Annotated in this window: 12 protein-coding genes; 5 read left to right on the top strand and 7 right to left on the bottom strand. The window is 61.0% G+C overall.

What is annotated here, in order from left to right:
- Position 1 precedes the first annotated feature (1 nt).
- Together hdaA and QD357_RS17775 are read right to left on the bottom strand one after the other, a co-directional pair.
- Entirely contained in the window at positions 2–715 is a 714-nt protein-coding gene (hdaA, locus tag QD357_RS17780; protein WP_107107657.1) for a DnaA regulatory inactivator HdaA, read from the bottom strand.
- Between the two features lies 1 nt (position 716).
- A complete protein-coding gene (locus tag QD357_RS17775) occupies positions 717–1847 on the bottom strand; it encodes an AI-2E family transporter (RefSeq protein WP_107107656.1) in 1131 nt (376 codons plus the stop codon).
- A 221-nt stretch (positions 1848–2068) separates the two neighbouring features.
- Here QD357_RS17775 and purM point away from each other — a divergent pair, with 221 nt between their 5' ends.
- Both purM and purN read left to right on the top strand, forming a co-directional pair.
- Complete coding sequence (gene purM / locus QD357_RS17770; RefSeq protein WP_107108108.1) at positions 2069–3142, top strand: phosphoribosylformylglycinamidine cyclo-ligase; 1074 nt, start codon at positions 2069–2071, stop codon at positions 3140–3142.
- On the top strand, positions 3139–3816 hold the full coding sequence (gene purN, locus QD357_RS17765; protein WP_107107655.1) for a phosphoribosylglycinamide formyltransferase: 678 nt from the start codon (positions 3139–3141) through the stop codon (positions 3814–3816). The genes purM and purN overlap by 4 nt, the downstream gene beginning before the upstream one ends.
- Before the next feature lie 11 nt (positions 3817–3827).
- Here purN and QD357_RS17760 read toward each other — a convergent pair whose 3' ends face one another.
- From QD357_RS17760 to QD357_RS17750, 3 genes are all read right to left on the bottom strand, one after another.
- Positions 3828–4997, bottom strand: coding sequence for an alpha-D-ribose 1-methylphosphonate 5-triphosphate diphosphatase (locus tag QD357_RS17760; RefSeq protein WP_107107654.1), 1170 nt, complete (start codon positions 4995–4997; stop codon positions 3828–3830).
- A gap of 148 nt (positions 4998–5145) precedes the next feature.
- Complete coding sequence (locus QD357_RS17755; RefSeq protein WP_107107653.1) at positions 5146–5739, bottom strand: NUDIX domain-containing protein; 594 nt, start codon at positions 5737–5739, stop codon at positions 5146–5148.
- Entirely contained in the window at positions 5736–7877 is a 2142-nt protein-coding gene (locus QD357_RS17750; protein ID WP_107107652.1) for a molybdopterin-dependent oxidoreductase, read from the bottom strand. The genes QD357_RS17755 and QD357_RS17750 overlap by 4 nt, the downstream gene beginning before the upstream one ends.
- Positions 7878–7940: 63 nt before the next feature.
- Between QD357_RS17750 and QD357_RS17745 the strand changes: the two genes are divergently transcribed.
- Together QD357_RS17745 and QD357_RS17740 are read left to right on the top strand one after the other, a co-directional pair.
- Positions 7941–8792, top strand: coding sequence for a 23S rRNA (adenine(2030)-N(6))-methyltransferase RlmJ (locus tag QD357_RS17745; RefSeq protein WP_107107651.1), 852 nt, complete (start codon positions 7941–7943; stop codon positions 8790–8792).
- 31 nt (positions 8793–8823) lie between these two features.
- Positions 8824–9423: a glutathione S-transferase gene (locus QD357_RS17740; protein ID WP_107107650.1), complete on the top strand. Its 600-nt coding sequence runs from the start codon at positions 8824–8826 to the stop codon at positions 9421–9423.
- A gap of 100 nt (positions 9424–9523) precedes the next feature.
- Here QD357_RS17740 and QD357_RS17735 read toward each other — a convergent pair whose 3' ends face one another.
- Positions 9524–10426, bottom strand: a complete 903-nt coding sequence (locus tag QD357_RS17735) for a LysR family transcriptional regulator (protein ID WP_107107649.1) — start codon at positions 10424–10426, stop codon at positions 9524–9526.
- Between the two features lie 123 nt (positions 10427–10549).
- Here QD357_RS17735 and QD357_RS17730 point away from each other — a divergent pair, with 123 nt between their 5' ends.
- Positions 10550–11392 carry an SDR family NAD(P)-dependent oxidoreductase gene (locus QD357_RS17730; RefSeq protein WP_414124644.1) on the top strand — a complete coding sequence of 281 codons (843 nt, stop codon included), beginning with the start codon at positions 10550–10552 and terminating at the stop codon, positions 11390–11392.
- A gap of 72 nt (positions 11393–11464) precedes the next feature.
- On the opposite strand, the gene QD357_RS17725 is transcribed toward QD357_RS17730, so the two are convergent.
- Entirely contained in the window at positions 11465–12097 is a 633-nt protein-coding gene (locus QD357_RS17725; protein ID WP_107107647.1) for an outer membrane protein, read from the bottom strand.
- Between the last annotated feature and the right edge of the window lie 64 nt (positions 12098–12161).

Here is a 12161-nt window from a genome sequence, read left to right as displayed (position 1 = left end):
GTCAATCGGCCGGGGCGGAATTACCCAATTCGTTCAATACTTCAGCGGCCAAAATGCGTGTTATCCTGGTGCCACGGCCGAGCGCGAGGCGGTCCAGCCGGTCGACGATCAACTGGGCGGCATTCAGCGAACGCTCCATGCGATTGACGATATAGAGCACAAGTTTGTCATCGATATAAAGCTGGCGGTCGGCGAAGAGCTTTACGATCACCTGCGACAACAATTCCTCATCCGGTTCGCCGATCTCGACCACCGTTGCCGCCTTCAGTCGCGAGCGCAGATCGGGCAGCGTTACCGGCCAGGACATCGGCCAGAGCCTGCTGGTCATCAGTAAGCCCGTGCCGTTTTCCCTAACGCTGTTGATGACGTGGAAAAGCTCGGTGTCGTCGAAGCCCAGGCGATCGACGTCCTCGAAGATGACCGGACTGTTCGCGGCCGCTACTGCCGCTCCGGAGCCGGCTTTCGGATGAATGGCGATTGCGCCACTCCTCTCGCGCCAGATACTGGCAAGATGCGATTTTCCCGAACCGACCGGCCCGGCGAGAATGACGACCGGCGACGGCCAGTGCGGCCATGAATCGACTATCTTTACTGCCGCGCTCAAGGGATCGGCGACCAGCAGATCATCGCGGCCGGTCGCTGCGTCGTGCGTAAAAGCCAGGGGTAGCTGTTCGGCGGGCTTGCGCCTCAAATCAGCGTTCTTCGCGTCGGTCATGCTATTTGTTCTCAGAACTGCCGGCCTTGGTTTTGCGCGTCTTGCCGGCTTCCGAGCGTCCATAATAGAGGTCGCTTTGAAGGTAGCGCGAAAGGGCGAAACGGACAAGGACGCCACACGCGGCCGCGGCCGGAACGGCGACCAGCAGACCGACGAAACCAAAGAGCGCGCCGAAGGCAAAAAGGGCGAACATCAGCCAGACCGGATGCAGGCCGACGCTTTCGCCGACCAGCTTCGGCTGCAGCACGTTGCCTTCCAGGAACTGGCCAGTGAAAAAGACGGCCAGCGTGAGGCCGACCCAGAGATAATCCGGCCAGAACTGCACCAGGGCGACGCTCAGCGCCAGGAAGAGACCGACGAGCGAACCGACATAGGGGATGAAGCTGATCATGCCGGCGAACAGACCGATCAACAGGCCGAAGTTCAGACCCACCAGCGACAGGCCGACACCGTAATAGACGCCCAAGATGATGCAGAGCGAGCCCTGGCCGCGGATGAAGCCGGCGATCGCCTGATCCACCTCCCGGGCGATCTGGCGCACGGTCGAGACATGATCGCGCGGAATCCAGGCATCGACCTTGGCGATCATGCGGTCCCAGTCGAGCAATATATAGAAGGCGACGACGGGAGTGACGATCATCAGCGAAATGATGTTGACCAGCGTCTTGCCGGAACTCCAGATCTGCGCAAACAGGCCGCCGACGAAGCTCAGGCCGTCAGACAAAATGTTGGAGAAATTATCCTTGATGGCGCCGAGCTGATCGCGAATCCAAACCGGCAGCATCGTCGTCTGGGTATGGGCGATGAACTTCTGGAATTGCTGCACATAGCCCGGTATATGTTGAATGAAATCATTGAACTGGTTGATGATGATCGGAATGAAGATCGTCAGCGCCAATGCAAAGACCAGCACGAAGGCAACGAGGATCACCACCGTCGCCATGAAGCGGCTGAGACCGATCCTTTCCAGCCGATCGGCGACCGGATCAAGGAAATAGGCAACCGACATGCCGGCGATGAAGGGCAAGAGAATCGAGCTGAAGAGATAGAGAAAAACGATGAAGGCGACGAGCACGAGCACCCAGAAGATGACCTGGCGCTTGAGGCTCGCTCCGCTGACTTGTTGCTCCATCGACTTCCCCATTCTTCGCCGCCTGTTGCCGCCCGCTTAGGACATAGGATGACGCCGCAATTATGGTCAAGCCTACGGCCGGAAATCGGCCTTGGAGCGCTGTGAAGCGGGGAAAATCGAGGGTTTGCCTGCGCTAGCGCCTTGCATAAAGGTTCCTGTCATGCAATGGCGACCCGATTAAAATTGTTCCAATTGGAACGATGGCCACCGGAGGCGAAAGCATGAGCCAGTCTGGAAAAAACGGTCTGACCTATAGCGACGCGGGCGTCGATATCGATGCCGGCAATCTGCTGGTCGAAAAGATCAAGCCGGCGGTTCGTTCGACCCGCCGCCCCGGCGCCGACGGCGAAATCGGCGGCTTCGGCGGCCTCTTCGACCTGAAGGCGGCGGGCTTCACCGATCCGGTGCTGGTGGCCGCCAATGACGGCGTCGGCACGAAGCTGAAGATCGCCATCGACGCGAATTATCACGACACCGTCGGCATCGATCTCGTTGCCATGTGCGTCAACGATCTCGTGGTACAAGGCGCCGAGCCACTGTTCTTCCTCGACTACTTTGCGACCGGCAAGCTCGATCCCGATCAGGGTGCTGCGATCGTCGGCGGCATTGCGGCCGGCTGCCGCGAGGCGGGCTGCGCGCTGATCGGCGGCGAGACGGCGGAAATGCCGGGCATGTATTCCGATGGTGACTACGATTTGGCCGGCTTCGCCGTGGGCGCGGCCGAGCGCGGGCAGCTTCTGCCCTCCGGCGACATTGCCGAGGGTGACGTCATTCTCGGCCTCGCCTCCTCCGGCGTGCATTCCAACGGTTTCTCACTGGTGCGCAAGATCGTCAGCCTCTCCGGCCTTGGTTGGGATGCGCCAGCCCCCTTCGCCGATGGCAAGGCGCTCGGCGAAGCCCTGCTGACGCCGACGCGCATCTATGTGAAGCCGCTTTTGAAGGCGATCCGCGAGACCCGGGCCATCAAGGCACTCGCCCACATCACCGGCGGCGGCTTCCCGGAGAATATTCCGCGGGTACTGCCGAAGCATCTTGCGGCAGAGATCGACTTGGCGGCCGTCAAGGTTCCGCCGGTCTTCTCCTGGCTTGCCAAAACGGGCGGCGTCGAGGCCAAGGAAATGCTGCGCACCTTCAACTGCGGCATCGGCATGATCGCCGTCGTCGCGGCCGAGAATGTCGAGGCCGTCAAGGCAGCGCTTGAGGCAGAAGGCGAAAGCATCGTTACGCTGGGCCGTATGATCGCCCGCGACGAAGGCGCTGCCGGCACCGTCTACAAGGGCACGCTGGCGATATGAGTTCGGCCCGCAAACGCGTCGTCGTCTTCATCTCGGGCAGCGGCTCCAACATGATGGCGCTGGTCAAGGCTGCTGCGGCGTCGGATTATCCGGCCGAGATCGTCGGTGTGATCTCCGACAAAGCGGATGCCGGCGGTTTGGCGAAAGCCGCTGCAGAGGGCATCGCCACCTTCGCCTTCGTGCGCAAGGATTTTGCCAGCAAGGACGCACATGAGGAGGCGATCCTCGCGCAGCTCAATGCACTATCGCCCGACATCATCTGCCTTGCCGGCTATATGCGCCTGCTCTCCGGCCGCTTCATCCAGCGCTACGAAGGCCGGATCATCAATATCCACCCCTCGCTGCTGCCGCTTTTTCCCGGCCTGCATACACACCAGCGTGCCATCGATGCAGGCCAGCGGATCGCCGGCTGCACCGTGCATTTCGTCACCGAAGGCATGGACGAAGGCCCAGCGATCGGCCAGGCTGCCGTGCCGGTGCTGACCGACGATACGGCCGAAACGCTTGCCGCCCGCGTGCTGACGATCGAGCATCAGCTCTATCCGCAGTCGCTCCGATTGCTGGCGCAAGGCAAGGTGCGCATGGAGGGTGGCAAGGCAATTGCTGCCGCCAAGACACCCGTCGCCCGCGGGGCCCAGATCATGTCACTACTCGGTGATATCAGCCAGATCTAACCGCGTTTCCTTTACGCAGCCATCGCCATCAAGGGATGAAGCGTGCCGTCGCTGTAGACGACGCGTCCGTTGCGGAAGGTTGCGCGGATGCGGTGAACGGCGCCATGCTCGACGGCCACCAGATCGGCCTTCTGGCCGACGGCGATCTCGCCGCGATCCGTGAGACCCGCAGCACGCGCGGCACCAGCGGTCGCCATGGCCACGGCTGCCGGGAGACCGCCACTGGCTACGTCAGCGATCTTGAAGATCGCCGGCACGAAGGCGGCCGGGTGATAATCGGCGGCGATGATGCCAAGCAGGCTGGCGCCGGCGGCTTCGAGCGCGCTCAAATTTCCGGACATGGACTGGCCGCGCAAGGCATTCGGCGCGCCCATCAGCGTCCAGAGGCCGCGACGGCGGGCCTCTTCGGCAGCCGGCAGCGTCACCGGGAACTCGCTGATCGTGACACCGAGATCGAACATTTCGGCTACTTTTTCCGCGCTGTCATCGTCATGAGAGGCGAGCGACAGCTTGTGCTTCAAGGACAGGCCGACGATATCGCGGAGCTTGTGTTCGATATCCGGGTCCTGCCGCATCGCGATGCGTCGCGCCAGCACTTCCTCGGCAGCTTCGCGGGTGATGCCGCGACGCTCGGACATGCTGAGGATATAACTTTCGATATCGTTGTATTGCCCCTGCCCCGGCGTATGGTCCGTCAGCGACACCATATCGACGAAACCATCTTCCAGCAGCCGCTCCAGCGTCGGTGCCGCGCCGATGTTGGTGATCTCGTAGCGCGCGTGAACGCGGTGGTCGATCAGCAGATGGTCGCGCAGGCTGTTGATGCCCTTGATCACCGCCGAGGTGGTTTCCAGCGAGCGCACGTGGCCATAGACACTTTCGGTGGCGAAGGAAACGGCGGCATAGGCGGTGGTGACACCGGCTGCGGCGAGCTTCTTGTCGAGTTCATGAATACCGAAATCGATCGGCATCGTCGCATTCGGCCGCGGCGCGATTTCGCGCTCGATCATGTCGCCGTGCAGATCGACGAAGCCCGGCATCATCAGCCGTCCGCCGCCATCGAATGTCGGAGCCTCCACCAACTCGGGCCGGATCTCGGCGATCACGCCATCCTCAATACGAACAGAGCCTTGATCGACGACTTCATCGGGAAGAACAAGCGTGAAATTGCTGAGCCACATCGGCTTTCTCCTCAAATAGCGTCAATCGTTTTGGAGGTATGGTAGTCCGGACCTATTCCGGCAAGCGCTCCTCGGTAGTCGCGATTCGTGACATCATAATGAAAGCTACGGCATTGATTTTGGCAGCGCTTGCGCGCTTCCGAACGGCCTATTTCAGGCTTGCCCTGTTCAAGATCGCCCACTGCAACAGCATGATCGTCTTGGCGTCGTAGATCTCGCCGGCTTCGATCATCGCCATGGTTTCGGTGAGCGGTACTTCGAGAACCTCGATATCCTCATGTTCATGGGCAAGCCCGCCGCCGTCACCGATGCGGTCCGCCGTATCGACCACAGCGGCAAAGAAATGGATGATCTCGGTGACAGCGCCCGGCGAGGTGAATGCCTTGAACAGAAAACGGACCTCACGAACACGGAAGCCGGTTTCCTCCATTGCCTCGCGGCGGATCGCCTCTTCCGGGTGATCGCCATCGAGCAAGCCGGCCGGTACTTCGATCATCCAGGCGGGAAAGCCGGTGAGATGGGCAGGCAGACGGAACTGCCGCACAAGGATGACCTTTTCGCGCTTGGGGTCGTAGAGCAGGATGCAGGCGGCCGGCGTGCGGTGATAGATTTCCCGCTTCACCCGATGCGTCTCGCCCGCCGAATCCGTGTAGTCGATGTCGAAGGTGCTGAGCCGCGTCCATTGGTCGGAAAGCGTCTTCTCGCTGACGATCTCGACCTTCGCCTTGTCGAACTTGTTCATGCTCTATCCCTGCGCAACCAAACCTTGTTATCGTGGACGGCAGCGCCGCCATAGGGGGCGACGGGATCGGCGCCGGTCAGAACATTGATCCCTTCGCCATCGACATGCGCCTTGTTCGGCCACAGACCTTCGGCGATCAGCACGCCGGGCTTCACTTCGGTCGTGATGCGCGCATGAATGCGGATATCGCCTCTGAGATTGCCGAGCTGAACGAGGTCGCCATGGGCGATGTCCAACGCCGCCGCATCCGCCGGATTGATCATCACTTCCGGGCGGCCTTCCTTCTGGCGGGAGGTCTTCGTTTCCGCAAAGCTCGAATTCAAGAAATTGCGCGAGGGCGATGTGGCAAGCCGGAACGGATGATCGGAATCGGCAACTTCGATGACGTCGACCTGATCCGGAAATTGCGGCAGCTCGACATGCGGCCCAAGCAGGCCGACGGCCTCCGGCGGCCGGTTCGGGGCCGGCTGGTTGCTCCAGTCGGGACGGAAGCGGAACTTGCCGTCGGGATGGGCAAAACCGTTGAGGAAATGCGCGTCCTCGAAAGCTGGCTGCCGATCGAACCATTTATACTCGAGAAAATGATCGTAATCCGGCAGGGCGCTTCGCTCCAGAATACGATCGATCATCTCGCGGGCCGAAAATCCGAAGCCGGGACGATCGGCGACGCCGAGGCGCTTGGCCAGTTCCTCGATGACGAAGAGATTGCTGCGGACCGTCGATGGCGGCTCGACCAGCTTGGGGCCAAGCAGGATGTGGTTCTGCCCGCCGGCGCGGTAGATGTCGTTATGCTCGACGAACATGGTGGCGGGGATGACGATATCGGCCATTTCAGCGGTATCGGTCATGAACTGTTCGTGCACGGCGACGAAGAGATCGTTACGGGCAAAGCCGCGCTTCACCAGCCGCTGTTCCGGCGCGATGTTTACCGGATTGGTGTTCTGGATCAGCATGGCCGTCACAGGCCCACGATGGCGCAAAGCGACGGCGTCGCCGGTCAGCGCCCGGCCGATCTGCGACTGGTCGATCATGCGGATATCAGCGTCCAGCATCGAGCGGCCTGTCAGCTCGCTCGAATCCATGCGGAAGATATCGCTGTTAGAATGGAAAGCGCCGCCGCCTTCATATTGCCAGGAGCCGAGCACGGTGGCGATGGAAGCTGCCGCGTGCATCGCCACCGCACCGTTGCGCTGACGGGTGAAGCCGTAGCCGAGACGGAAATAGGTCTTCTTTGTCGTCCCGACGAGTTTGGCGAAGGCTTCGATCTCATCGACGGACAGGCCGGTGATTACAGCCGCCCATTCCGGCGTCTTGGCCTTGAGATGCGCTTCAAGACCGGCCGGGTCATCGGCATATTTCGCCATATAGGCGCGATCGGCATAACCGTCGCGGAAGGCGATATGCATGACGGCGCAGGCGAGCGCGGCATCCGTACCCGGCTTGACGATCAGCGCCATATCGGCCTGCTTCATCGTCGGATTGTCGTAGATATCGATGACGACGATCTTGGCGCCGCGCTCTTTGCGCGACTTCACCGCATGGGTCATCACGTTGACCTGGGTCGCGACCGCGTTGGTGCCCCATATGACCACGCAATCGGTACGGCCCATCTCGCGCGGATCGGGACCGCGCAGCGTACCCGTCGCCATGGTGAAGCCCGTCCAGGCGGGGTTCGTGCAGATCGAGGAAAAGAAGCCGGAATAGCGCTTGGCATGGCGCAGGCGATTGATGGAATCGCGCTGAACCCAGCCCATGGTGCCGGCGTAGTAATAGGGCCAGACCGACTCGCTACCATCTTTTGCCTCAGCCTTGACGAAAGCATTGGCGATTTCATCCAGCGCGTCGTCCCAGGAGATTTCCTGCCAGCGGCCCTCTCCCTTGGCGCCGGCGCGGCGCAGCGGCTTCATCAGGCGATCCGGATGGTAAAGCCGCTCGGCGTAGCGGGCGACCTTGGCGCAGATGACGCCCGACGTGTAGGAATGGTCACCCGCGCCGCGCACGCGGCCGATCCGGCCATCCTCCGTCAGATCGATCTCCAGCGCGCAGGTGGAGGGACAGTCATGCGGACAGGCTGTGTGTCCGATCCGCGATTTGGCGTGAATAGGGGTCGCAATGTTCATAGCGTTTGTATATTTCATGCCTTGTCCGGCCAAAAGGCATAATCTGGCCCATCGCAACAATTCATGCGGACTTCACCGACAATGAACTATCGGCATATCTATCACGCGGGCAATTTCGCCGATGTGCTGAAGCACGCGGTGCTTGCCCGTCTCGTCCGCTATCTGCAGAACAAGGACAAGGCCTTCCGCGTCCTCGATACTCACGCCGGCATCGGCCTCTACGACCTCTCCTCGGAAGAAGCGCAGAAAACCGGCGAATGGCTAGACGGGATCGGCCGGCTGCTGGAGGCCGAGCTCGTGCCGCAAGTGGCCGATCTGCTGGAGCCCTATCTGACCGCGGTCCGAGAACTCAATCCCGAAGGCGGCATCCGGCTCTATCCCGGCTCGCCGAAGCTTGCCCGCATGCTCTTCCGTCCACAGGACCGGCTGTCGGCGATGGAGCTGCATCCGGAAGATTTCCAGCGGCTGCATCGTTTGTTCGAGGGCGATCACCACGCACGCATCACCGAACTCGACGGCTGGCTGGCGCTGGGTGCGCATCTGCCGCCGAAGGAGAAGCGCGGCATCGTGCTCGTCGATCCGCCTTTCGAAGAGGACGGCGAATATGAGCGGCTGGTGGATGGCCTTGCGAAGGCCTGGCGCCGCTTTCCCGGCGGCACCTATTGCCTCTGGTATCCGCTCAAGAAGGATGCGCCGATCAAGGCTTTTCACGAGGCGCTGCAGGCATTGGAGATCCCCAAGATGCTCTGCGCCGAACTGACGGTCAAAAGCGATCGCGGCTTCACCGGACTGACGGGCTCCGGTCTCATTATCGTCAACCCGCCATTTACGCTGAAGGACGAGCTGCATGCATTGCTGCCCGCTCTGAAGGATATGCTGGCGCAGGACCGCTTCGCCTCGCAACGTGCCTTCTGGCTGCGGGGCGAACATTGATCTTTCTTTCGCACATCGCACAGGTGATCCCATGAAGCTTCTCTGCTCGCCCCCTTCCCCCTTTTCCAGCAAGGTGCGGATGGCAGCCCGCTATCTCGGCATTGAACTCACCGAAATCCACGTCGACACCAATGCCGGCCCGGCAGTGCTGGTCGACAATAATCCGCTCGGTAAGATCCCGACGCTGCTGACGAAAGACGGCGTATCGATCTTCGACAGCCGCGCGATCATGCATCATTTCGATCGGCAGAAGGGCAAGAGGCTTTATCCCGCCAAGGATGGCAAGCGCACGGAGGCCGAGGTGCTGGAAGCGCTTTGCGACGGCACCAACGAATGCCTCTTGTCGATCGTTTACGAGCGGCGCCTGCGCGATCAGGACAAGCAGCACCAACCTTGGATCGACCGGCAGTGGACGAAGGCGAGCCGCACGCTCGCCCATCTCAACGCCGAACCGCCGAAGATCGGTAAGAAGCTGCATGGCGGGCATTTCGCACTCGCGTCCCTGCTCGGCTATCTGCAACTGCGCTTTGAGGGACAGTGGGAAGCGGACCACGCCGACCTGATCGATTGGGCGCGCAAATTCGAAAAGCATTTTCCGGCCTATCAGACGATGAAGCCTCGGCAGGCCTAAAGCGCATCGCAATCTCTAGGATTCGCTCCTTGCGCTTTAGGTCTTTGATTTTGCGCATGTCGTTATCGCAAAACCGCTGCGCACTTTTGCGCGACATGCTTTAGCTCTGACGGACAGCGTCGGTCTTCACGAAATCGACGAAAGCGCGGAGGGCCGTCGGCGACTGCCGGCGACTCGGATAATAGAGGAAGAAGCCGGGATAATACGGGCACCAGTCCTCCAGCACGCGGATCAGCCGGCCATCCTGCAAAGCCGGCAGCGCGTGATCTTCAAACAAGAACGCAAGTCCGGAGCCGTTGACGGCGGCGTCTAACATTATGTCGAGATCGCCGAGTGTCAGCGGTCCCTGCACCTCGATCTCCAGCTCGATGCCGCCACGTTCGAACTCCCAGCGATAATAGGTGCCGCTCGGGAAACGGTAGCGGATGCAGGGGTGATCTTTCAGATCATGCGGCGTGACCGGTTTGGGGAAACGCTGAAAATGTTCCGGCGAGCCGACGATCGCCGTTCGCTGGCGCGGGCCAATAGCGATGGCGATCATGTCGGCGGCAACGCTTTCGCCGAACCGTATGCCGGCGTCGAAACCGCCGGAGACCGTGTCCACGAGCGCATCGTCCACCACGATCTCCATTTCGACGGCCGGATAGGCCCTCAAGAATCGTGACACGATCGGCAACAGCACCATCTTGGCGGCGGGGCGCGGCGTGTTGATGCGCAGCTTGCCGTAGGGCTGCCCGCGGAATTTATCGAGATCCTCCAGTGCATCGTCGATATCGAGGAAAGCCGGGCGAATGCGGTCGAACAGGCGCTCGCCGGCCTCCGTCAACCCGACGCCGCGGGTGGTGCGATTGACCAGCCGCACATCCAGCCGCTCCTCGATCGACCGCAGCGAATGGCTGAGCGCGGAAGGCGTCACGCCGAGTTCCACCGCGGCTTTGCGAAAGCTGCGATGTTGGGCGATCGCCAGGAAGATTGCCAGATCGGTCGAACGGACACGTCGCATTGATGAGATTTTCTCAGCACTTCATGGAGGAGAAAGTAGATTATCTCAACGACGCCATCAAGCTACCTTTCTCCTGCAAGCCAATTCCACCCACGGAATTGCAAACCCACAAAGGAGAAAGTCATGCGCGTTTGGTTCATTACGGGCGCATCCCGCGGCTTCGGCGCCCTCATTGCTCAGGAAGCCCTMACCGCTGGCGACGCCGTCGTTGCCACGGCCCGCAACCCCGCCGGCCTGGCCGAGAAGTTCGGCAATCATCCGAACCTGCTGCCCGTCGCCCTCGACGTTTCGAATGAAGCCCAGGCCCATGAGGCTGCAGCGGAAGCCGTCAAGCGCTTCGGCAGGATCGACATCCTTCTCAACAATGCCGGCTACGGGCTGCTGGGTGCGGTGGAAGAGGCAACCGCCGAAGAGATCGAGAAGCTCTATGCCACGAACGTCTTCGGTCTCTTGAAGGTCACGCGCGCCGTGCTGCCGCATATGCGCCGGCAGCGTTCGGGTCAAGTGATCAACATGTCCTCGGTCGGCGGCTATCAGAGCTTTGCGGGTTGGGGTATCTATTGCTCGACGAAGTTCGCGGTCGAAGKGCTCTCCGAGGCAATGGCGGCGGAATTGCAGCCGCTCGGCATCAAGGTCACCGTCGTCGAACCCGGTTTCTTCCGGACCGACTTCCTCGACGAAAGCTCACTCGCCGTCAGCCCGAGCTCGATTGCCGACTATAAGGACACGCCAGTCGGCGCGATGCGCGATTTCGCAGCCGGTCACAATCACGGCCAGCCCGGCGATCCCGCACGGCTTGCAAAGTCGATGATCACGCTTGCACATTCGGCCAACCCGCCGCTGCGCATGCCATTCGGCACCGACACGATCGGCGCGATCGAGACGAAGAATGAGTATGTCGCCAAGGAACTGGCCGGCTGGCGTGAACTGGCCGCCTCGACGGACTTCCCGAAGGACGCTGCCTAAATATTCAGAACCATGAAACGGAAAAAGCCGGGGCGCGAACCCCGGCTTTCGTCAGATTATGCCATCAAATTATTAGAACTTGACGCCGATACCGACCTTAACGCTCTGCTCGTCGTAGCCGCGCGAGAAGCTGCCGGAGTCGAGGTTGAAGTCCTTCTTGCCGTAGTCGGTGTAACGGTATTCGAGACGAGCCGTGATGTTGTTGGTGATGAAGGTTTCAGCACCTGCACCGACCGTGTAGCCAACAGCCGTCTTGCTTTCAGACGAGGTAGCGTCTTCAAGCTTGTTCTGGCCGATTGCCAGACCGGCCGTGCCGTACAGCATGAACGGGTTGAAGTCGTAACCGATACGGCCGCGAACGGAGCCGTTTACGCCGTTTTTGGCAGTGAGACCATTGCGGGTCGAGTCGGAGTCGGCATAGCCKAGGTCACCTTCAACGCCGTATACGATCTGACCCTGCTGCCAGTTGTAGCCGGTGAAAGCGTCACCGCCAAAGGCGTAGGAGTTGCCGTTGTGGTTGAAGTGACCGGCATTCCAGTCGCCAGCGCCACCGATGTAGAAACCGGACCAGTTGTTGACAACCGGCGGAGCTTCCTGAGCGACGGGCGGCTGCGGAACCTGCTCCACAGCGTCGGCTGCATGAGCCGCCGTGAAGCCGCCGAGAGCAAAACCAGAGACCATGAGGGTCGTGATGAGAGTACGCATACTTTTCTCCTTTCAGTCCCGTGTTCTTCGTCTACTGATGACCTCGAAGCACCACGAGCAATTA

Origin of the sequence: Rhizobium sp. BR 317 (genome assembly GCF_047445835.1) — a bacterium.
Classification (GTDB): Bacteria; Pseudomonadota; Alphaproteobacteria; order Rhizobiales; family Rhizobiaceae; genus Rhizobium; species Rhizobium paranaense.
This window is presented reverse-complemented; position numbering and strand designations above follow the sequence as displayed.

What these genes read in the sequence shown, in the direction of transcription:
- QD357_RS17750 (WP_107107652.1), bottom strand. Translation starts at nt 7,877, where the DNA reads ATGAAATATACAAACGCTATGAACATTGCGACCCCTATTCACGCCAAA.
- QD357_RS17745 (WP_107107651.1), top strand. Translation starts at nt 7,941, where the DNA reads ATGAACTATCGGCATATCTATCACGCGGGCAATTTCGCCGATGTGCTG.
- purN (WP_107107655.1), top strand. Translation starts at nt 3,139, where the DNA reads ATGAGTTCGGCCCGCAAACGCGTCGTCGTCTTCATCTCGGGCAGCGGC.
- hdaA (WP_107107657.1), bottom strand. Translation starts at nt 715, where the DNA reads ATGACCGACGCGAAGAACGCTGATTTGAGGCGCAAGCCCGCCGAACAG.
- QD357_RS17775 (WP_107107656.1), bottom strand. Translation starts at nt 1,847, where the DNA reads ATGGAGCAACAAGTCAGCGGAGCGAGCCTCAAGCGCCAGGTCATCTTC.
- QD357_RS17760 (WP_107107654.1), bottom strand. Translation starts at nt 4,997, where the DNA reads ATGTGGCTCAGCAATTTCACGCTTGTTCTTCCCGATGAAGTCGTCGAT.
- QD357_RS17735 (WP_107107649.1), bottom strand. Translation starts at nt 10,426, where the DNA reads ATGCGACGTGTCCGTTCGACCGATCTGGCAATCTTCCTGGCGATCGCC.
- QD357_RS17755 (WP_107107653.1), bottom strand. Translation starts at nt 5,739, where the DNA reads ATGAACAAGTTCGACAAGGCGAAGGTCGAGATCGTCAGCGAGAAGACG.
- purM (WP_107108108.1), top strand. Translation starts at nt 2,069, where the DNA reads ATGAGCCAGTCTGGAAAAAACGGTCTGACCTATAGCGACGCGGGCGTC.
- QD357_RS17740 (WP_107107650.1), top strand. Translation starts at nt 8,824, where the DNA reads ATGAAGCTTCTCTGCTCGCCCCCTTCCCCCTTTTCCAGCAAGGTGCGG.